The following is a 20,138-nucleotide window of genomic DNA, read 5'->3' as shown; positions in this document are numbered from 1 at the left end:
CCAATTTGGTAGCCCTAATTTGCCATGCTTTTTTTGAAGAACTTTTCTAACGATAAGAGGACATTTTCATAAAAAAAAGCCCCTCCATAAGGAGGGACGATTGTTTAGTTTTATTGGTGGAGATGAGCGGGATCGAACCGCTGGCCTCCTGCATGCGAAGCAGGCGCTCTCCCAGCTGAGCTACACCCCCACGTGATAAAAATATTATAGCGTAAAGGGTAACCGGATGCAAGTCGCATCCGGCTACCTTTTTTATCCTTATAGTCTTGATAATCTTGCGTTTTTTACGCCTTCGGGCTCTTCTGCTCTTCCGGCTTCAGCTTCTCGACGACGATAGCGCAGTCCGGGCAGACGTTCTGGCAGATGCCGCAGGCGATACAGGCAGGGTCCTGCTGTACTTCTACGGCCGGTGTGCCATAGACGCCAAGCTTCTTCGACCAGGTGATCGTGTCGGTAGGACATTTCTCTATGCATAGTCCGCAGCCCTTGCATAAGCCCGGGAATACGCTATGACGCCCTTTACCGCTCTCGATCGAATATACCTTCCATTCGGCCATTTGGAGATTTTCCTCCTTTTCGGTCGGGGTAGACCGTTCCATAATATCGTTCATACAACCGGATAGGGTTTGTAGGACGTTCCTTGCGATAAGGTTCGTACCTTCTCTACCGGTTTTGGGGGTGGATACGGTCTATAAGTGGCTTTCCACCAACTGCATACCCCGTTCCAGCGCACGGTAGTTCAGTTCACGCAGCTTGGGGTCTTGTTCGAATTTGTAACCGAGTCTGTCTTCCAGTGCTTTTTTCGCCTGATCTTCGCTGACCACGTGCGTGGAGCGGATCACAGCGCCCATGATGATGATATTGAAGACCCGGGGGTGAAGTTCGTTTTTCGCTGTTTCGATGGCCGGGATGCCGATGACCTTTTTGGCGCCCTTCGGCAGATCGTCTTCGACACCTTCGATGGCCGTATCGTAGACGAAAACGGTGCTTCCGTCCACATACTGGGCACAGCGGCGGACAGCCCGGTCGGACAAGGCGATAACGATGTCAGCCTTTTCAAATTTAGGCGAACCGACTTTTTCTTTATCGGAAATCTGTACGAAGGCGATGGATACGCCGCCCCGCTGTTCGACCCCAAAGTTCGGGATATAGAGGGCTTCTTTGCCTTCTTCATTGGCCGCTTCGGTGATGATCTCAGCGACCGACTGCACCCCTTGACCGCCTTCACCGGCCAGGGCGATCTTGACGAGTTTGGACATCTTACTGCCCCTCCTTCTTGGCGGGAGCTTTCAGTTCGCCGACCTTGAAGTATTTGGTCATTTCCTTCTCGACGAACTCCCAGGTCTTAGCCGCATTGGTCCGCCAGTTGGTGGGGCAGGCCGACAGGGCTTCGACAAAAGAAAATCCATTGCCGTCGATCTGGTTTTGCAGGGCTTTTTTGAACATCTGGGTCAGTTGGCGCAAGTTCGCCATGGTCCCCCGGGCCACATAGGCACTATCTGGCGTGATCGCGGCGACCATTTCCGGACCGAGAGTCGGGTTCCCCGTCGATTCGGGATCACGGCCGTAGGGAGATGTTTCGGTCTTCATCCCCGGCAAGGTCGTCGGCGCCATCTGGCCGCCGGTCATGCCGTACTGGACGTTGTTCGCCACAATGACGAGGATTTTTTCGTTCCGGCTGGCCGCGTTGACGAGGTGCTGCGATCCGATAGCGTAGCCGCCGCCGTCACCCATGTAGGCGATGCAGATCCGGTCGGGGCGAGCCCGCTTGACACCGGTCATGACGGGGGTGGTCCGTCCATGGTGGGTTTGGATGGAGTCGCAGTTAAAGAGGTCCCAGGATAAGAGGGAACATCCGATATCACAGCCAAAGACCACCCGATCTTGGATACCCAGTTCATCGATGGCCGTGCCTAGGGCTTTTAAGATGTCGCCGTGACCACAGCCGGGGCAGAATTTATGAGGCTTCGTCTCCTGCCGCCAGCATTTAGGCATTTTCGGTTCTAATACCGTTGCTACTGTCATGGTGCTTCGACCCTCCCCTTAGATCATGGCCTTGACTTTATTTACGATTTCGTCGGATGTGATGCCGAGGCCCGGCTTAAAGATGGTTTCCATGGGCGTCGTCAGGCCATAGAGAGCGTCGGTGACGATTTTGGCAAACTGGCCTTGGGACGATTCGACGATGAGCAGCTTTTTCGCTTTTTCGGCGATGGGACGCAGGGCGTCTTTCGCAAAAGGTCGCAAAGTGATCGGCCGGAAGAATCCCGCTTTCACGCCGGCGGCACGAAGGTTGCGGACCGCTTCGATGGCCGCACGGGAGACGATGCCGTGGCACAAGATGACCACATCGGCGTCATCGCATTCCATGGTGCTGTGCTCGACGATCTCCGGAGCCATTTTTTCGTAGGCGTCGACGAGATCCTTGACGACCTCATAGAGTTCTTCTTCGGTGTTGTAGGTGTTGCGCAGGTGCGCCGGATCGCGATCGACGCCGGGCATGCCAGGCAGGCCGACGAGAGGATACGTGTCCACCATCTGAATGCCGCGGGCTTCCGGATCATAGATCGTGACAGACTCACGCATCTTCGCCTGGTAGCCGTCGCCTAAGACGAAGGTGGGGAACCGGTATTTCCAGGCCACGTTGAAAGACTTAATGGTGTAATCGAAGAGTTCTTGGTGCGACGAGGTGGAGTAAACGACACGCAGGCCTTCGCCGTTGGCGCCGAAGCAGGTCATGGTCACTTCCTGCTGGGAGTAGATGACCGTCGCCGTCGATGGGCCGCCCCGCTGCTGAATGATGAAGACGGCAGGGATGCGCATCATTTCGGCCATAGACATGGCTTCTTGCATGAGCGTGTTCCCGGGACCGGCCGTCGCTGTAAAGCAACGTTTGCCGGACATGACGCCGCCGCAGGTGGTAAAGCCGGCAGAGATCTCGTCTTCCGTCTGGAGGAACGTCCGGTTGTGTTTGGGCGCTAAGCGCGTCCAGTAGTGCATGATTTCGTTTTGAGGTGTGATGGGGTAGCCGTACATGACATCGACGTTTGCGGCGAGTGCGGCATAAGCGCACACTTCGTTGCCCGTCATGAACATGCGTTTTTCCCCTTGAATCGGCTTGTCTGCCATGAGTGAGGAGCACCTCCTGAAGCTAGATATGTTTTACCAAAAGGTTCGAGGCATGTAGCGCGTTAAAAAACGGATCGGTTGTCCCAAGACATCGTCCTCGGTAAGGCTTCCGCGAAACTTCTCGTCGGCTGCGGTGGCTTCCACGGGCAGATTGAGCACCTGCGCGGCTTCCGATACCAGGCGGGCTCCCTCTCGAATGAGCGCGATGTCGGTCTCATCAGCGAGGTGGGTGTTGTTGATGAGCGCGTCGACCCGTCCCAGTGCTCGCACATGTTCGATGATGTCATCGACGGAAGCGGTCATGGGCCGGGAGGCGTTGATGACGGCGTTGATGCGCAAGTCTTTCTGCTCCCCGACCCCGTGAAGGAGATTGAGCGTTTTAGAGCCCTCGACGCCGTAGCCGATGTCGAGGACGATGTCCCCTTCTCGGTGGAGCGACCAGAGCATGTCCCCTCGGATCAAGGTGCCTGCCTCGCCGAGTCCCATCGTGTCCCGGGTCTCCCAGGCGATCACGGTCATGCCCTTCGCTTCCAGTTCCCGCTTGATCGGCCGCAGGGTATAGAAGGGTTCCACCACATCTAAGTCGACCAAGGTCACTGGGCGGCCCTGCTCCAGGAGTTCGAGAGCACGGTTCACGGCATTTTCGCTTTTGCCGCTGGCATACTCGCCGATGTATGCTTCTACGACCCGCTGTTGTTCTGAGCCAGTGATCGGGCACCACCTCCGCTATCGTTTATTTTCCCCGAGGTCGGTAGAATCATGCCGCATTTCCCATGAAAGAGCATAAAATAACTTGCTTTTTGCAATTCGTACGCTAATAATCCCTTCTCAGTATGTAAATATCTTTAGAAAAACATCGAAATGCGCTTCGTCTCCCTGAAGGATACCATCCCCGTTTTTTCATTTCAATAGCGCCCCTCATCCCTGAGGAGCAACGTTCAAGTTATTCTTTTCTCAATTCTGGGCAAAATATTTGGAAAAAAGCTTGCTAGACAGCGAGGACGGGGTAATACCCCGTCCTCGAGAGAGCTTTTTGATCTTATTGAGCCAGTCGTTTGTACATGGCGTACCGGTCTTTGGCATCCTCTTCGGTCTTGGCGAAGAGTTGGTCCGCCTGATCTGGGAAGGTCCGGATGAGGGAATTGAATCGCACTTCGCTCATGATGAAGTCGCGGAAGGATTCCGTCGGCTCTTTGGAGTCGAGGACAAAAGGATTTTGGCCTTCTTCCTTAAGGAGCGGGTTATAACGATAGAGGTGCCAGTAACCCGATTTGACGGCTTTCGCCGCTTGGGCTTGCGAGTTGGCCATGCCCGACTTCATGCCGTGGTTGATGCAAGGCGCATAGGCGATGATCAAGGAAGGACCGTCATAGGCTTCGGCTTCTTTGATGGCTTTGATCGTCTGGTTCATGTCAGCGCCCATAGCGATCTGGGCGACGTAGACATATCCATAGGACATGGCCATCATACCGAGGTCTTTTTTCTTCGTCCGTTTACCGGAGGCAGCGAACTTGGCGATGGCTGCCATCGGGGTGGATTTGGAAGACTGACCGCCTGTGTTGGAGTACACTTCCGTGTCGAGGACGAGGATGTTCACGTTCTCGCCGGAGGCTAGCACGTGGTCCAAGCCGCCGTAACCGATGTCGTAAGCCCAACCGTCGCCGCCGAAGATCCACTGGGACTTCTTGATGAGGAGGTCCGCCCGTTCCGCGATTTGGGCCAGCACAGGATGGTCTTGGCCTTCGAGAAGCGGGAGGATTTTGGCCGTCGCTGCTTTGGAGCCTTCTGCATCATCGAAAGCGGCCAGCCATTCGCCGAAGGCATCCTTCAAGGCACCATCGATATCTAAGGTTAAGGCTGCTTTGACGAATTCGGCTAGTTTTTCCCGCCGTTTGATGACCCCGATATGCATCCCGTAACCAAACTCGGCGTTGTCCTCAAAGAGGGAGTTCGCCCAAGCCGGTCCTTTGCCTTCGGCATTGGTGCAGTACGGTACGGACGGCGCGCTGGCACCCCAGATGGAGGTACAGCCCGTGGCGTTGGCGACCATCATGCGGTCACCGTAGAGTTGGGTGATCAGCTTGACGTACGGCGTTTCACCGCAACCGGCACAGGCGCCGGAGAATTCCAGCAGCGGTTGGGCAAACTGGCTGCCTTTGATGGTGTCCAGCTTCAGGAGGTTATCTTTCACCGATACACTGGAGAAGGCGAAGTTCCAGTTTGGAAGCTGTGTTTCGGCCTGACTGCCGGCGTCCTGCATGACGAGCGACTTTTGCTTGGACGGGCAGACAGCGGCACAGACACCACAGCCCATGCAGTCCAGAGGGCTCACTTGCATGCGGTAGGTGAGACCTTCCAGTTGTTTGCCGATCGCCTTGATGGTTTCGAAGCTTTCCGGCGCCTTCGCTTGTTCGTCGGCATTGAGCAGGAAGGGACGGATCGCCGCATGGGGGCAGACGAAGGAACACTGGTTGCACTGGATGCAAGTGTCCTTGTTCCATTCGGGAACGAAGGCAGCGACGCCCCGTTTTTCATAGCGGGAAGTTCCCAAGGGGAAAGTGCCGTCGGCAGTATCGGCAAATACGCTGACAGGCAAGTTGTCGCCTTGTAGAGCGTTCATGGGCTGCAGGATTTTTTCGATGAATTCCGGTACGTCTTGTGTGACAGCGGCTTCATCGACAGCGCCTGCCCATGCGGCCGGCACTTCCACTTTGACCAGGGCATTGATGCCGTCATCGACAGCGGCTTCGTTCATGGCGACAATCTGTTCGCCTTTGCGGCCATAAGCTTTTTTGATGCTGTCTTTTAAGTAGCCGACAGCTGTGTCGATGGGGATCACATTGGCCAGCTTGAAGAAGGCCGATTGCATGATCATGTTAGTCCGGTTGCCGAGACCGAGTTTCTTGGCGATGTGGACCGCGTCGATCGTATAGAAGTTGATTTTCTTTTCGGCCAGATAACGCTTGAGTTTGGCCGGCAGTTTTTCATTCAGTTCTTCCGGCGACCATACCGTGTTCAGCAGGAAGGTGCCGCCTTCTTTCAGGCCGGCCAGCAGGTTGTACTGGTAGACGTAAGCCTGGTTGCTGCAGGAGATGAAGTCAGCCGAGTGAATGAGATAGGGCGAGCGGATGAGCTTTTTGCCGAAGCGCAGGTGCGAAACGGTCACGCCGCCAGACTTTTTCGAGTCGTAGGCGAAGTACGCCTGGGCGTACATATCGGTGTTGTTCCCGATGATCTCGACGGCTTGCTTGTTCGCGCCCACAGTGCCGTCGGAGCCGAGGCCCCAGAACTTGCACTGGATGGTTCCTTCGGGGGCTGCGTCGATGAATTCAGCCGGTGCGAGCGAAGTGAAGGTCACATCGTCGACGATGCCGACAGTGAAGCCTTGCTTCGGTTCGGCTGCCTTCAGGTTGTCATAGACGGCTTTGATGTCAGAAGGCAGAACTTCTTTGGAGCCTAAGCCATAGCGGCCACCGATGATGAGAGGTTTATTCTCACATTCGTAGAAGAGGGTACGCACGTCTTCGAAGAGAGGTTCGCCGAGAGCTCCAGGCTCTTTGCAACGATCGAGGACGGCGATTTTCTTGACCGTTTTGGGGAGTACGTCGAAGAAGTACTTGGCCGAGAAGGGACGATAGAGGCGCACTTTGATGAGGCCCACTTTTTCACCTTTCGCCAAGAGGTAGTCGACGGTCTCTTCGATCGTATCGCAAGCCGATCCCATCGCCACGATGATGTGTTCGGCATCTTCGGCGCCGTAGTAGTTGAAAGGTTTATAATCGCGGCCGGTGATCGCACTGATTTGGGTCATATATTCGGCCACAATGTCCGCAACGGCATTGTAGTAAGGATTGCAGGCTTCTTTCGCTTGGAAGAAGATGTCCGGGTTTTGGGCGGTGCCCCGGATGACGGGGTGCTCCGGATTGAGAGCGCGGGCCCGGAAGGCTTTTAAGGACTCTTCGTCAAGCAGTTTGGCGAAATCTTCGTAATCGATGACCTCAATTTTCTGCATCTCATGAGAGGTCCGGAAGCCGTCAAAGTAGTGCAGGAAGGGCACCCGCGACTTGATGGCTGACAGGTGGGCTACACCGGCCAGATCCATAACTTCTTGAACACCGCCGGAGGCCAACATGGCCCATCCGGTCTGGCGGCAAGCCATGACGTCAGAATGGTCACCGAAGATGCTGAGAGCGTGTCCCGCAACGGCCCGAGCCGATACGTGCATGACGCCAGGAAGCAGTTCGCCGGCAATTTTGTACATGTTTGGGATCATCAACAGCAAGCCCTGAGAAGCGGTGTATGTAGTGGTCAGCGCACCGGCAGTCAGAGAGCCATGGACGGCCCCGGCAGCACCCGCTTCCGATTGCATTTCGGCAACGGTTACTGTCTGTCCAAAGATGTTTTTCTTTCCTTGCGCACTCCACTCATCGACGTATTCCGCCATGTTGGAGGAAGGAGTGATGGGGTAGATGGCTGCACATTCGGTAAAAGCATATGATACATAGCCGGCAGCCTTATTTCCGTCCATCGTTTTCATGACTTTGGGCAAGGTTCACAATCCCCTTTCAAAGAATATTCTAAAAGTTTGAATCTTAGGGCTATTTGAATCTTCCCATGATTCGCTCTCAGAAGTCAATATACTTCGACGGTTAGCTTGAACTTCCTGCTTTCATGCACAAAAAAACAGAAAGTATAATGTATACTTTTCCGGATATATCCGTCTAGGGATTGGACACTGGGCTCGCCCAAGAAGAATTATATAAATGGTATTCCTTTCCGTCAATGATCTTGTTAGATCATTAAATATTTCAACATTATTAACAAGATCATACCAGGCACTCCGAGAAACCCGGCAATCAAAGCGCTCGCCAAGTTTACCGGCAAGGTAAAGCCAAAATAGCCGCCAACTAAGTTCGTGCCGCCGAGCATGAGGATTCCGAGCAGGGAATTGAAGGCGACGGTGAAGACCCAACGCATGGGTCGCCAGAACAGGTGGCCGGCGACCATCAGGAGCAACACCGCCAGGCCGATCAGGGTCAATTGCTGGGCAGAGATGTCCACATTTTTCACCCCCATACCAATCTACGCTTGTCCCTAAAAAACAGAACAAAAAAACCGGCTCAAGCCTGCACCGAGGCTGTCCGGTTCTTTCCTTAAATGTGTATTTATAGCTCTCTTCGGCCATCGATGGCCCGCAGCAGGGTCACCTGGTCGGCATACTCCAGATCGCCGCCGACGGGAAGGCCATGGGCGATCCGGGAGACCTTGATCCCCATGGGCTTGATCAAACGAGCAAGGTATGCCGCCGTCGCTTCCCCTTCGACGGTGGGGTTGGTGGCGACGATGATTTCCCGCAGTTCCGGATCGCCGAGCCGGGTCATGAGTTGGCTGATTTTAAGCTGTTCTGGGCCGACTCCTTCGATGGGCGATAACGCGCCATGCAGGACATGGTACAAACCGCGGTACTCCCGTGTCTTTTCCACAGCGACCACATCCCGCGGTTCTTCGACGACGCAGATGACGCTGCGGTCTCGATTGGTATCACCGCAGACCCGGCAAGGGTCGCTGTCGGTGAGATTCGTACAGACCGAGCAATAGAGGGTTTTATCATGAGCCTCCACGATGGACCGGGCCAAAGCGACGGCCTCGGTCCGCGGCACATTCAACAGGTGAAAGGCCAACCGCTGGGCCGTCTTGGGACCGACACCGGGGAGTTTGGACAGTTCTTCGATCAGCCGGCTAACAGGTTCTGCGTAGTACAGCATCGGTTAGAAGAGGCCGGGAATTTTCATTCCACCAGTGACTTTGGACATTTCCTGAGCGACCATCTCCTGGGCTTTGCGCAGCGCTTCGTTGACGACCGTCAAAATGAGGTCTTGCAGCATCTCCACATCGTCGGGATCGACCGCTTCCGGAGCGATGTTGATCGAGAGGATCTCGTTTTTGCCGTTGGCGACCACTTTAATGGCACCGCCGCCACCAGTGGCTTCGACGGTCCGTTCCGCCAATTCCTCTTGGAGTTTGGCCATATCCGCTTGCATTTTTTGCACTTGTTTCATCATCTTTTGCATGTTTCCCATATTTCCGAACAATGGAGGTTCCCCCTTCCTTTTATAGCGTCAGTAGTTTACCACAATTCTACAGCGATATAAAGTGCGCATCCAGAAAAAAAGCCCAAGGAATACCTCAAAGACCGTGCTCTGATGCTCTTTCTAGGAGACGATTTCGTGAATGGCAAAATCTGAATTACAACGGCAAGGTGAGTGATTTGGACAGATTGTTATCGAGAGTGAACTTTGTGAAGGGAAACGACGGGGACAAGTTTCATATAAAAAAATAACACTGCCGCAAAGGAAGCCTTTTGGACATCCTGCGGCAGTGTTATTCGTAACGCGGTAAAATAGGTACCCCTCCTTTAATTATCTGGGCGCTGTTTTCAGGCTCTCAAAGAGCAGGCCGGTGATGACGACAGCCAAGAGGACCAAGCCGATATCGATCACGGGGCCCCCCTCCCTTCATGAATATTTTCTGCAAACCTGTAAAGTCGGACATTGAACGGAGCAGTGTGCCTTGTGAAGATAGCGGTTTTTCGGTTAAGTTTCTGTTAAGGATATTAAGAATAAGCGAAGTATAGAGCAGATTTGAACGGATGTCAATATTTTCAACCGCGATTTTTGATAAGGTTTTTTCGGACGGTTTAAGCTATAGCTGAGGTGATAGCAACATGGACAAAGGTCGCGACAGTGGCAAGATCTCGAAAGATCCCGCTCGCCTGCAGCAAGAGCTTTCCGAGAACCTGAACCCGGACGATTTCGAGGAGACGGAAGAATCGGCCGCAAAAGCCTTTGGTGAAGGTCATTCGGAGATGCTGACGGGAGACATCGGCAAACAGGTGATAAGAACGCCCTAACGGGGCAAGCTAGCTTCGGAGGTGGTGGGATGAGACGCTTGTGGGCTCGGTTAATACCGATGGGTCTTCGCGGTTATCTTATGTATAACGTGGCCCGTCTGGGAATCCGCTGGAGTCTCCGTAACCGCCGCTGGATACAGTTTCGGTAATCCCACACCATTCCGTACCAAGGAAAAAGGCCGAGGGCAGTCATGCCTCCGGCCTTTTTCCTTGATCGAGATCATCGTCAACAAATTCTATCGGTAAATTCGGATCGTGAAAGACCTTTTCCCGAATATAGGTGGGATCGGCCCAAAGGGGAACAGCTTGCGTAGCTTGGGCTTCTGATGTACCCGCTTCCCTTTGGGCCTCACCCTTTGGGGCGCCTCCCCGTTGTGCCGCCGGGCTTGGCTTCCACTGGCTTTCATGAGAAAGGACGACGACCACTGGCCGGTTTAAGGCTTTGGAAAACTCCTCCTTGAGGACCGTCGATACATCGGCCAGCCTCGGATCATTCGTCTGATTAAAGAGCGGATTGTCGTGGACCAGAATAATCCGGTTTTGCTCTACCTCGGCCAGGCGGGCTTGTCCCCGCAGAATGGACCGCTTCAGCGGCGAAATCCGTTCTACGGCTTGTCCTAACACATCAGGCCAGCAATCGTTGACTTGGTCAAAACTCAAGGGAGGTTCGGACGTCTTCGACGGTGCCGCTGTCATCGTCTCCTCGGGCGCCGCAACGGGCACCGGGCGGATCGGTGCGGCAGGACGGATTTGCTTATCGACAAAGGGGCTCTCTTTGGCTTCACCGATGGAGCCACCGGAGCTCTCCACTGCCTGTTGTAAATCTCTCAGCTTTGCTTCCAGGCTCTCGATGCGCCGGCGAAGGGCCCGCAATTCCATCTCGCTTGAGCCGCCAGCTGCTCCCCCCGGCGACGGCGATATTCCTTGTCCTGAATGTATGGCCGTCCCACTTCCCGAAAACGCCCCTGCACCATTCATCGAAGCAGCTGCCGCACCCCCCTGGGGGCTGCCGCCGTTTATCCTTCCGTTGAGCACAGCCGCTCGACGGCCAGCCGCCGCGGTACTGCCCACGGACGCTCCTTCGCCGCTGTTTGGCCACTCCCGGCGGGAGATGCGCACGAAGGCGACTTCCAGCAGGATGCGAGGATGGGTGGTCCACTTCATGTCGTTTTCGGCCTGGCTCAGCAAGGAGATGCACCCTTGCAATTCTTCCGCTTGATAGGCGTCGTTCTTTTCCCTTACCAGGGCCGCAATGTCCCCGGGCATGTCCACCAGATCTTCTGCCGAAGGTACCGTCTTCAAGATCAACCGATCCCGGAAATGCTCGATCAGATCCTGCGTCAGCGGACGGACTTCCTTGCCACGGTTGATCAACTCATTGAGCTTCAAGAGCACATCGGATAAGCGCCCTTCTGCTAAGCCCTGGCTCAATTCAAAAAGCACCTCGTCGGCGACAGCACCTAAAATGGCGGTCACATCGCTTGTGCCGATCTGCTGTCCGGCGAAGGACACGCACTGATCCAAAATCCCTAGGGCATCCCTCATCCCGCCTTCGGCCTTGCGGGCGATGAAAAGCAGCGTGTCCCGAGTGGCTTCAATGCCGTGGTGGCCGCAGATTTTATCGAGGCGATTGGCGATCTCGTCGACAGCGAGGCGTCGAAAGTCGAAACGCTGGCATCGAGACAAAATGGTCGCCGGAATCTTATGCACTTCCGTCGTCGCGAGAACAAAAATGACGTTCGCCGGCGGCTCTTCCAGTGTCTTTAAGAGCGCATTGAAGGCCTCCGTCGTCAACATGTGTACTTCATCGATGATGTACACCTTGTATGTTCCTTCTTGGGGGGCATATTTCACCTGCTCCCGCAGTTCCCGGATCTCGTCGACGCCCCGGTTGGAGGCAGCATCGATCTCCAAGACGTCGTGAGAGGCGCCGCTGTTGATGGCCTGGCAGTTGGCACATTGATTGCAAGGTTTGATTTTTCCATCGGTAGTGCAGTTTAAGGCTTTCGCCAGGATCTTGGCGGTCGTCGTCTTTCCCGTCCCCCGAGGGCCGCAAAAGAGGTAGGCGTGGGCGATCCGTTTATAGGTGATGGCGTTGAGCAAGGTTCGGCTCACATGTTCCTGGCCGACCAACTCATGAAAGGTCTGGGGGCGCCACTCCCGGTACAATGCCAGATATGCCATGTCTTCCTCCCACATACAGAAAAAAGATGGTCTTTCACCATCTTTCCTTCCTAGAATTGCACAACCGAAGCCTCTTTATAAAGCTTGGTCAATTATACATGTTGTCATAAATATTAAATGGCCGTGCACCCGACCTCGAACGCTGCCTTCCGAGCGTTACCTCTGTAGTTAGCTCGAGCCAGGCTCCCCTGCGGCACCCGAAATGGCCTACTTACCGTTGCTTCCTTCCGGACCTGGCGGGGTTTATAGGTTTCCGTTGCGCAGGACCCAACTGTCAGCACCACTTGCAGAAGCCAGACCCCACAAGACAGGCCCTCATGACGGGCGTCCACCCCGCTGTAGCGGATTGCGGGTTACAAGGCACCGCTAACGCCCCGTGTAGCACGGCCAAAACTAACAATCCAATCGGCGAAAACTGCGTATCACTAGTATATCGATGGGCTAACTACTTGTAAAGCGGGATTCCATGGCATTGCAGCCGCAGGACTCCTATCCCATCGAATTTCGCCTAAAGAATCCGATTCACACTGTCGACGTAACTTCGACAGCTATATTATTGTACCTCCAATCACCGCTTTGGTCAACCCGGTAAATTTTAACTTACAGAGGAGTCCATATTTTGACGCTTCTTGGACGTCCCATAGGCTCCTTAGGAGCCGGTTCCCCGGTACCGTGACAGCCCATAGAGCCAGTAGCGATAGCCCAATGCAAAGATGACCAACCCGACGACCGGCGTCAGCCCGGCGTATAGGGCGAGCTCATCGTGACGCAGAAAAAGAGCGCCCGGATAAAAGCCGACAAAGGCGAAGGGAATGACCCAAGTGAGCACCCATCGCACCGCACCTTTATAGATAGAAACAGGATAGCGTCCGTATCCGGTCAGGTTGTAGATCAAGGGGGATACACCGGAGCGACCTTCCGCCCAAAAACCGGTCGCTGCCAAGGCCGTAAAAATCCCTCCGTAGACGAGCACCGAACCGGCGACTAAGATGACGAATACCAAAGGCTCCCACCAGATCAGTTCAATCCCAAGACGGCTCCGGGCGTAGCCCATCAGGGCGATCCCAAAAACGGCCCCGGAGAGGGGTTCTAGTTCGATCATCTCCAGGTAGATCTGCAGCAGCGGGTTCACCGGCCGGATCAACACCCGGTCCAACTGCCCTTCCACGATGTACTGATCGCGAATGTACCAAGAGCCTCGAAAGAGACAGTTGAACAAGGCAAAGGGGACCATAAAATATCCCACGATGCCGATGATTTCGTCCCGAGTCCATCCGGCGATATCGGGCACCTGGGTAAAGACGATGAGCACAAAGGCCAAACTCACCGCCTGGTACAATAAATCAGCTATCGACTCGATGATGAAATCAGCCCGGTAGGCCAGCTTTGTTTTTACATACTGTTGAAGATAGTTCCAGACAATCTCTCTAGCCACCTTGCACCACCATCTTTCTCCGGGCCACGGCAAAGAGACCCCAAGCTATCACCGACAGCAGCAATGCCCACAGGAACTGGCGGCTTAACGCATCGAATAAGGCGTCCCCCTGCAGCGCTCCCGTGTAGATCATCGTCGGCACGAAGGCGATCGACTGAAAGGGTAGCCATTTGAGCCATAGCTGAAATCCTTCGGGAAAGAGGGAAATGGGCACGATGAGCCCTGATAGCAAGTCGATGGAGATGTGTTTCGCCCGGATGATTCCTGTCGTATTGAGGGTGTAAAAGGCCGTCATCCCTGTCAACAGATTGATGGCGTTGTTGACGGCAAAGCTCAAAATAATACTGAGGCCAAACCAGCCGAGAGACGCCACCGATGCCGGCCAAGCGACAGGAAAGAGAAGATAGACGAAGATCGACCCCGGCACCGTGAAGAAGATCAGCCGGAAGAGGGCCTCTCCCAAGGCTCCAGAGATCTTAAAGGTGAGATAATCATAGGGACGAGCCAGTTCCACAGCCACTTTTCCCGTCCGTACATCATCAGCGATTTCTCGATCTACGTTGTTAAAATAAAAGGTCCGGCTGATCCATGCGACGGCGACATAGGTGACCATCTGCTCCAAGGTGAGGCCGCCGATGAGGGAGCGGTGGCGATAGATCGCCTCCCAGAGAAAATAATAGGCACCGATGTTGATGGCATAGTTAAAGACCCCCGTAAAATAGACAACCCGGTAGGCGAGCATCTTCATGAACTGAATGCGCATGACCTCATACTGCAGCTTCATCCAGGCGTTCATACCATCACCGACCCCTGGTAGATTTCCTTGACGATCTCTTCGATCTTGGTCGCATCGATGGCAATATCCAATACCGGGTACTGATCGATTAAGATTTTCATGACTTCCGCCGGCGCCACTTCCTTTGCCGAAAAGGTGGCGATCGCCCGCCGGCTTTCCGGTGTCTCCCAATGTACCGGTCTATGGCCAAAGGATGCCTGTAACTCGGCCAAGCTTACCGGCGCGGAAAAGTCCACCTTAATCGTCCGGCCTTGTCCAAAGCTGTCCTGCAGGTTACCGAGGGAACCGTCATAGACGATTTTTCCTTTGTCGATCATGACCACCCGAGAGCATAGCGCTTCGATATCCGAGAGGTCGTGCGTCGTGAGCAAAACGGTCGCGCCCAGTTCCCGGTTGATCTCCAAGAGAAACCGCCGGATGCGGTCCTTCGCCAGCACGTCTAAACCGATCGTCGGCTCATCGAGAAAGACCAGATCCGGGTGATGGAGCAAGGCCGCTGTCAACTCACAACGCATGCGCTGTCCCAAAGAAAGCTTGCGCACAGGGATATGTAGAAAATCAGCCATCTCCAAGAGTTCCACAAATCGATCTAAGCGCTGGCGATAGACCGGTTCGGGGATCCGGTACACCCGGCTTAACAGGCGAAAGGATTCGCTGACCGCCAAATCCCACCAGAGTTGACTGCGCTGTCCGAAGACAACACCGATACGGCGGCAAAACTCCACCCGCTCCTTATGGGGCACAAAGCCATTGACGACCAAATGACCGGACGAGGGCACCAGGATCCCTGACAGCATCTTGATCGTCGTCGACTTGCCGGCGCCGTTGGCGCCAATATAGCCCACCATCTCACCGCGGTTTACCTTGAGGTCGATCTGGTCGACGGCCTTGACCGTCTGGTAGTCCCTATCCCATAAATCTCGAATGGCGCCCATGACCCCTTCGCGGCGCTGAAAAAGGCGAAACTCTTTTGTTAAACCCAAAGCCTCAATCATACTGAGGTCATCCTCTCCTGACTCTATTCAAAATCCAAATCCACATTCTCAGTAAAAATTCAAACAAATCATATTATTTTTCCCAGGTTCCCCTTTTCCCGTTTCCGTTTTCACTGTTATGATAAAACTAACAATCATTTTATGCAAAATCACGAAATGTTCGGCACCTTTGTCAAATAGACCATTCTTGCAACGGACCGTAAAGAAAACCGAAACTGCATCCGTCGACCCGGGCTCATGCGGAGGTGCTGAACATGAGATTGCAATCAGCAAAGCATCTACAAAAAGCTATCACGCGGTACTCAGCCTTGGGGATCTTCGCGATCGGCCTGATCATCGCGCTCGTCAGTATCTTACCCCTATATCAACATCTAAAGAATTCGGAAAACGAACGGCTGCTTTTTGCGGCCCGCTCAAGAACGATGGCCGTTGAACAATTTCTTTCGAAGAGCCAAGAGATCACCTTGCAGATCACCAGCCGCAGTCAGATCAAAAAAGCGCTAACCGATTATATTCACGGGAAAATAACCCTCAATCAATTAGCCGCTGAAACAGCAGTACGCCTGTCCGACGCAATGAACCAGTCGACTGGCGTGGTGGGCATTACCCGATTTGATGCCCAGGGCAGATTGGTCGCTCAGATTGGACTCCCTTTGCTGGAAGGAGAACAATTATTCCCTAAAGATCTCACTGAAAATACTCAAATCGGCAATCCCATCATCCAAGCGGGAGTTGGGCCGCTGTTGGTCGTGAGCGGGGCCATTATTGGAACCCAAGGCGAGCTTCTCGGTGTGGATAAGGTGATTTTTACTCTGAATGAATTAGCCTATATCGCGGCTGATAACGCTGGTCTCGGTCAATCCGGGGAGATGCTGCTCGGTCGTGTGCTAGACGACCAAGGGGCTCTCTTCTTCCCTCCGAAAAAGACCGATCGTATTAAAGGTTCAGAGGTCTCCCTCAGCTCAGAGATCGGCCAAGCCATGCAAAAAGCTGTCGCCGGCGAGACCGGTGTCCTCGTTCCGGAAGATCATAACAGAAGCCATGACATCATCTCCTACGGTCCCATCGAAGGAACCTCCTGGGCCATCCTCGTCCGTATGGACGCCGAAGAACTCTATGTGCCTGTCCAAAGTCAAGTGGCCTTAATCGCCGGGATCATCGTCGCCTTGATTATCATGGGCGTAATCGGCATGACCATACTGCTTCGACCATTGACCGGAAAAATCATCGTCCAGACGAACGAATTGGAAGATGAAATCCGCCAAAAGACATCGGCCTTGGAAAAGGAGTTACGGGAACGCCGGCAGATGGAAACAGCTCTTGTCCAAGCTAAAGAAGAGGCTGAAGTGGCCAGCCGGGCCAAAAGTGCCTTTCTCGCCAATATGTCTCATGAGATCCGTACGCCCCTTAACGCCATCATCGGCATGGCTGACCTGCTCTGGGAAACTCCCCTGAACGAAGAGCAGAAGCAATACATCGGTATTTTCCGAAACGCCGGGAATAACCTGCTGGCCCTGATCAATGATATCCTCGATCTCTCAAAAATCGAGTCCGGAAAAATGGAACCAAAACATATTATCTTCAATCTGGCCGATGTAATTGGGGAAACAACAAATCTCTTTACACCCATAGCCCAAGAAAAAGGACTTTGCCTAAAACACCATCTGTCCACCAAAGCCCCCTTATTTTTAGAAGGCGATCTGGACAGTCTCCGCCAAGTCCTCCTTAACCTCCTCGCAAATGCCGTAAAATTTACGGAACAGGGAGAGATCACCCTTACCGTCGCTCTGGAAACAGACAAGCTTATTTCATCGGATTCACAAGAGGAACCAGAGTTATTCTTACACTTTTCTGTGAGCGACACCGGCATCGGCATCCCCCAAGAACAGCAAGCACGTATTTTTGACACCTTTACCCAAGGCGATGTGTCTACCACCCGCAAATACGGAGGAACCGGACTGGGTCTCTCCATCTGCAAAAAGCTGGTCGAGCTCATGGGCGGTCACATCCGCGTGGTCAGTCAACCTGGAAAAGGAAGCACCTTCACCTTCAGCGCCCGCTTTCGGCCCTTCTACCTGGAATCGCCTGATTCTTTGAATTTCGAAACCCCTGCACCGGGAAGTACATTGCTATCATCCATTCCGTTGCCTGAGTGTACGAAGCAGGTACCCTTGCCCGCTCAGACAGTGCACAACAGGGATCCCTTCCGGAACATCTTGCTCGCCGAGGACTCTCAAGTCAATGCCATGCTGGTCCAACTGTACTTAAAAGGACTGCCTTACCGACTCGATATCGTCGAGAACGGAGAGGCGGCCCTCGAAAAGTTCCGGCTGAAAAACTACGACCTCGTTCTCATAGATATTCAAATGCCCATAAAAGACGGCTATGCATCGACCCGGGAGATCCGCCAGTGGGAGCAGTCGCAGGGCAGAAATGCCATCCCCATCATCGCGCTGACAGCCAGCGTGTTCCCGGAAGACCAGGAACGGGCCGTAGCGGCCGGTTGCAACATGCTCCTTCCCAAGCCCGTGAAAAAAATGATTCTTTTAGATACCTTGTCGCGGTATCTTCCGGGATCAGAAATCGCCGTGACTGTGGACAAGGATACCTGAACAGGACCCGTGATCATCAACAGTCAAGATCATAAAAAACGAGGGGGGCTCTTTTTCGAACCCCTCTCGTTTTTTGTGAAAAAACCATTTTTTATGCCTATGAACCAATGAATATGGGGGCTTTGTTCCCTCGTTGAACTCATCGAGTCCAATTTACCGGAAAGCCACGCCGATCAATTCGTTAAAGTGGGGCAAGATGGCATCCACCAAACGGGGGTCGAATTGACTTCCTGCGTGTCTCACCAATTCTTCCCGGATTCTCTCCGCAGGAAGTCTTTTGCGGTAGGGCCGATCGCTCGCCATGGCATCGATGGCATCGGCGATAGCGATGACTCGGCTGGCTAAGGGGATGTCCTCTCCGCTTAAACACTGGGGATAGCCCCGGCCATCATAGCGTTCATGATGATGGTAGACGATTGTGGCCACTTCTCGGAACAGCTTGATCGGCCGCAACAGTTCGGCACCCATGGCTGAATGCCCTTTCATCTCGGCGAACTCCACATCGTTAAGCGGTCCCGGTTTTTGCAGCACGCTCTCCTTGATGCCGATTTTGCCTACATCGTGGAGCAAGCCGGCGACGCCGATCGTCTCGATCTCCCCTTCTGTCAATCCGGCATGCCGGGCGATAGCTCTCGACAGCAGCATAACCTGCTCTGAGTGACCACCCGTATAGGCGTCCCGCAAATCGATCGCCCGGGAAAGGGTCTTGATCATGGCCCAGAAGGAGTCCTGCAACGCTCCATAGGTATTAGCGCTCACTAGGGCCATCGAAACCACCTGAGCCATTTCGGATAGACGTTGGACATGTTCGTCGCCGTAGAATTCCGGCTCTCGATGTCCTACCGTGATGATACCAATGACCTTGTCATTCGCAGCGAGCGGCACCGAGAGGGAGGAATGGACTCCTAAAACAAGCAATTCTTCTTCATGCGGAAACAGTGCCAGCTTTCGCAGGTTTGGGCGAATGAGCGGCTTCCGTTCTTCCATCAAGCGGGGAATCAGTGTCGTCTCTATGGGGACCGTATCGACGATCATCCCGCCGCTCTGCGTTTCCCAGATATAAAAATTGGCCGTCTTCTTTTCATCTTCCCACATGGCCACCGTAATGTAATGCGTTGGAACGAGGTCTTTCACGTGCTCTAAAATCGCCCGGACCACTTCTTCCCGTCGCAAGGTGTTCCCCAATACGGCTCGGAAAATCTGATCCATCGCTTCCAGCGTCGCTAGCTTCTCTTGTATGGTTGCCGTGGCCTTCTGAATCTCCCGATTCAGCAACTCTTCCTGTTGCGCCACGGCGGCCGACATCTGGTTAAAAGCCGAAGCCAGCGCAGCGATCTCGTCAGGCCCTTCTACCTGTACACAAACCCGATTTCCTTCGGTCATCTCTTGGGCAGCCATCGTCATCCGCCGCAGCGGCGCCGTCATACGCCGGCTCAGGAATGTCGACAAGGCCATCGCTAAGCAAAAGACCGTGAAGGCCACCGATCCTGTATACCAAAGACGCAACTTTTTCTGCGCCTGCAGCTTATCGGCACGCATGGCCACCTCGACCATACCCAGTGGTTTATAGAAATACATGATTGGAACCGTCTCGACGAGTAAGTCCCGACCGTTATTTTCCCCGCTCTGGTTGACGATTCGGCCATCCGTATCATAGACAGTCACATATTGCACATCCGCCGTTGCCAGGATGGAATAAGCCAGCGAGTTGATTCGACTGTAATCTCCTTTGAGCATATCTACACTGACGGCGGAAGCTAACACATTCCCCCGGGATAGGGCTTCTTTCCGTAAATTATCTTCCAAATAAGCGCTTTCCACGCGAACATAATGCCCTGCCATAGCGACAATTCCGATCAAGCTGATCAAAGTCATCGTCAGCCAATACCGGAAGGTGATATGTCGTATCCAAGCCATAGCGGAACGCACCCCTTCAACATCAGCACAAACAGCAACACTTTTAACTTTATCAATGAGTATTCAAGCTTTTCTCAATCAATACAATCGTACTTAAATTATGACTTCTCCTCTATTACTTGGCAAGTATCGGTCCTTGAAAAGTTCGCTCTGGACCTCG

At 53.8% G+C, this 20,138-nt stretch carries 16 protein-coding genes, 1 tRNA gene and 1 other RNA gene; 2 read left to right on the top strand and 16 right to left on the bottom strand.

Annotated elements, in window-relative coordinates; translation table 11 throughout:
- Positions 1-114 precede the first annotated feature (114 nt).
- The 10 genes from GJ688_RS17350 to GJ688_RS17305 all read right to left on the bottom strand — a co-directional run bounded on the left by GJ688_RS17350 (position 115) and on the right by GJ688_RS17305 (position 9,209).
- Positions 115-190, bottom strand: a tRNA-Ala gene (locus GJ688_RS17350).
- A gap of 94 nt (positions 191-284) precedes the next feature.
- Positions 285-557 (bottom strand): 4Fe-4S dicluster domain-containing protein, encoded by a 273-nt coding sequence (locus GJ688_RS17345; RefSeq protein ID WP_155477787.1) that lies wholly within the window; start codon positions 555-557, stop codon positions 285-287.
- Between the two features lie 132 nt (positions 558-689).
- The gene (locus GJ688_RS17340) at positions 690-1,259 is read right to left on the bottom strand and encodes a 2-oxoacid:acceptor oxidoreductase family protein (protein ID WP_155477786.1); all 570 of its coding nucleotides are present in this window, start codon (positions 1,257-1,259) and stop codon (positions 690-692) included.
- A gap of 1 nt (position 1,260) precedes the next feature.
- Positions 1,261-2,025 (bottom strand): thiamine pyrophosphate-dependent enzyme, encoded by a 765-nt coding sequence (locus GJ688_RS17335; protein ID WP_155477785.1) that lies wholly within the window; start codon positions 2,023-2,025, stop codon positions 1,261-1,263.
- An 18-nt stretch (positions 2,026-2,043) separates the two neighbouring features.
- Positions 2,044-3,129 carry a transketolase C-terminal domain-containing protein gene (locus tag GJ688_RS17330; RefSeq protein ID WP_155477784.1) on the bottom strand — a complete coding sequence of 362 codons (1,086 nt, stop codon included), beginning with the start codon at positions 3,127-3,129 and terminating at the stop codon, positions 2,044-2,046.
- 33 nt (positions 3,130-3,162) lie between these two features.
- Positions 3,163-3,765, bottom strand: a complete 603-nt coding sequence (locus GJ688_RS17325) for a hypothetical protein (RefSeq protein WP_328597396.1) — start codon at positions 3,763-3,765, stop codon at positions 3,163-3,165.
- Between the two features lie 403 nt (positions 3,766-4,168).
- On the bottom strand, positions 4,169-7,666 hold the full coding sequence (gene nifJ / locus GJ688_RS17320; RefSeq protein WP_207708836.1) for a pyruvate:ferredoxin (flavodoxin) oxidoreductase: 3,498 nt from the start codon (positions 7,664-7,666) through the stop codon (positions 4,169-4,171).
- A 254-nt stretch (positions 7,667-7,920) separates the two neighbouring features.
- Entirely contained in the window at positions 7,921-8,190 is a 270-nt protein-coding gene (locus tag GJ688_RS17315; RefSeq protein ID WP_170292119.1) for a pro-sigmaK processing inhibitor BofA family protein, read from the bottom strand.
- Positions 8,191-8,294: 104 nt separating this feature from the next.
- A complete protein-coding gene (gene recR, locus GJ688_RS17310; RefSeq protein ID WP_155477781.1) occupies positions 8,295-8,894 on the bottom strand; it encodes a recombination mediator RecR in 600 nt (199 codons plus the stop codon).
- A 3-nt stretch (positions 8,895-8,897) separates the two neighbouring features.
- Positions 8,898-9,209 (bottom strand): YbaB/EbfC family nucleoid-associated protein, encoded by a 312-nt coding sequence (locus GJ688_RS17305; protein ID WP_235911073.1) that lies wholly within the window; start codon positions 9,207-9,209, stop codon positions 8,898-8,900.
- A gap of 644 nt (positions 9,210-9,853) precedes the next feature.
- On the opposite strand from GJ688_RS17305, the gene GJ688_RS17300 reads away from it, so the two are divergent.
- The gene (locus GJ688_RS17300) at positions 9,854-10,039 is read left to right on the top strand and encodes a hypothetical protein (RefSeq protein WP_155477779.1); all 186 of its coding nucleotides are present in this window, start codon (positions 9,854-9,856) and stop codon (positions 10,037-10,039) included.
- Positions 10,040-10,228: 189 nt separating this feature from the next.
- On the opposite strand, the gene dnaX is transcribed toward GJ688_RS17300, so the two are convergent.
- The 5 genes from dnaX to GJ688_RS17275 all read right to left on the bottom strand — a co-directional run bounded on the left by dnaX (position 10,229) and on the right by GJ688_RS17275 (position 15,449).
- On the bottom strand, positions 10,229-12,223 hold the full coding sequence (gene dnaX / locus GJ688_RS17295; RefSeq protein WP_170292118.1) for a DNA polymerase III subunit gamma/tau: 1,995 nt from the start codon (positions 12,221-12,223) through the stop codon (positions 10,229-10,231).
- 121 nt (positions 12,224-12,344) lie between these two features.
- Positions 12,345-12,610: signal recognition particle sRNA large type (gene ffs, locus GJ688_RS17290), an RNA gene on the bottom strand.
- A 262-nt stretch (positions 12,611-12,872) separates the two neighbouring features.
- Positions 12,873-13,658: an ABC transporter permease gene (locus tag GJ688_RS17285; protein ID WP_170292117.1), complete on the bottom strand. Its 786-nt coding sequence runs from the start codon at positions 13,656-13,658 to the stop codon at positions 12,873-12,875.
- Positions 13,651-14,454, bottom strand: a complete 804-nt coding sequence (locus GJ688_RS17280; protein WP_155477776.1) for an ABC transporter permease — start codon at positions 14,452-14,454, stop codon at positions 13,651-13,653. Before GJ688_RS17280 ends, GJ688_RS17285 begins: the two co-directional genes overlap by 8 nt.
- Complete coding sequence (locus tag GJ688_RS17275; protein WP_155477775.1) at positions 14,451-15,449, bottom strand: ABC transporter ATP-binding protein; 999 nt, start codon at positions 15,447-15,449, stop codon at positions 14,451-14,453. Before GJ688_RS17275 ends, GJ688_RS17280 begins: the two co-directional genes overlap by 4 nt.
- 254 nt (positions 15,450-15,703) lie before the next feature.
- Here GJ688_RS17275 and GJ688_RS17270 point away from each other — a divergent pair, with 254 nt between their 5' ends.
- Positions 15,704-18,061 carry a hybrid sensor histidine kinase/response regulator gene (locus GJ688_RS17270; RefSeq protein WP_155477774.1) on the top strand — a complete coding sequence of 786 codons (2,358 nt, stop codon included), beginning with the start codon at positions 15,704-15,706 and terminating at the stop codon, positions 18,059-18,061.
- A gap of 153 nt (positions 18,062-18,214) precedes the next feature.
- Here GJ688_RS17270 and GJ688_RS17265 read toward each other — a convergent pair whose 3' ends face one another.
- Positions 18,215-19,978, bottom strand: coding sequence for an HD domain-containing phosphohydrolase (locus tag GJ688_RS17265; RefSeq protein WP_155477773.1), 1,764 nt, complete (start codon positions 19,976-19,978; stop codon positions 18,215-18,217).
- Positions 19,979-20,138: the final 160 nt, after the last annotated feature.

Origin of the sequence: Heliobacterium mobile, from assembly GCF_009720735.1 — a bacterium.
GTDB classification, from domain to species: domain Bacteria; phylum Bacillota; class Desulfitobacteriia; order Heliobacteriales; family Heliobacteriaceae; genus Heliobacterium; species Heliobacterium mobile.
Note: the sequence above shows the minus strand (reverse complement) of the source record. Positions and strands in the feature narration are given on the sequence as shown.

What these genes read in the sequence shown, in the direction of transcription:
- GJ688_RS17345 (WP_155477787.1), bottom strand. Translation starts at nt 557, where the DNA reads ATGGCCGAATGGAAGGTATATTCGATCGAGAGCGGTAAAGGGCGTCAT.
- GJ688_RS17340 (WP_155477786.1), bottom strand. Translation starts at nt 1,259, where the DNA reads ATGTCCAAACTCGTCAAGATCGCCCTGGCCGGTGAAGGCGGTCAAGGG.
- GJ688_RS17335 (WP_155477785.1), bottom strand. Translation starts at nt 2,025, where the DNA reads ATGACAGTAGCAACGGTATTAGAACCGAAAATGCCTAAATGCTGGCGG.
- GJ688_RS17330 (WP_155477784.1), bottom strand. Translation starts at nt 3,129, where the DNA reads ATGGCAGACAAGCCGATTCAAGGGGAAAAACGCATGTTCATGACGGGC.
- nifJ (WP_207708836.1), bottom strand. Translation starts at nt 7,666, where the DNA reads ATGAAAACGATGGACGGAAATAAGGCTGCCGGCTATGTATCATATGCT.
- recR (WP_155477781.1), bottom strand. Translation starts at nt 8,894, where the DNA reads ATGCTGTACTACGCAGAACCTGTTAGCCGGCTGATCGAAGAACTGTCC.
- GJ688_RS17305 (WP_235911073.1), bottom strand. Translation starts at nt 9,209, where the DNA reads ATGGGAAACATGCAAAAGATGATGAAACAAGTGCAAAAAATGCAAGCG.
- GJ688_RS17300 (WP_155477779.1), top strand. Translation starts at nt 9,854, where the DNA reads ATGGACAAAGGTCGCGACAGTGGCAAGATCTCGAAAGATCCCGCTCGC.
- dnaX (WP_170292118.1), bottom strand. Translation starts at nt 12,223, where the DNA reads ATGGCATATCTGGCATTGTACCGGGAGTGGCGCCCCCAGACCTTTCAT.
- GJ688_RS17280 (WP_155477776.1), bottom strand. Translation starts at nt 14,454, where the DNA reads ATGAACGCCTGGATGAAGCTGCAGTATGAGGTCATGCGCATTCAGTTC.
- GJ688_RS17275 (WP_155477775.1), bottom strand. Translation starts at nt 15,449, where the DNA reads ATGATTGAGGCTTTGGGTTTAACAAAAGAGTTTCGCCTTTTTCAGCGC.
- GJ688_RS17270 (WP_155477774.1), top strand. Translation starts at nt 15,704, where the DNA reads ATGAGATTGCAATCAGCAAAGCATCTACAAAAAGCTATCACGCGGTAC.
- GJ688_RS17265 (WP_155477773.1), bottom strand. Translation starts at nt 19,978, where the DNA reads ATGGCTTGGATACGACATATCACCTTCCGGTATTGGCTGACGATGACT.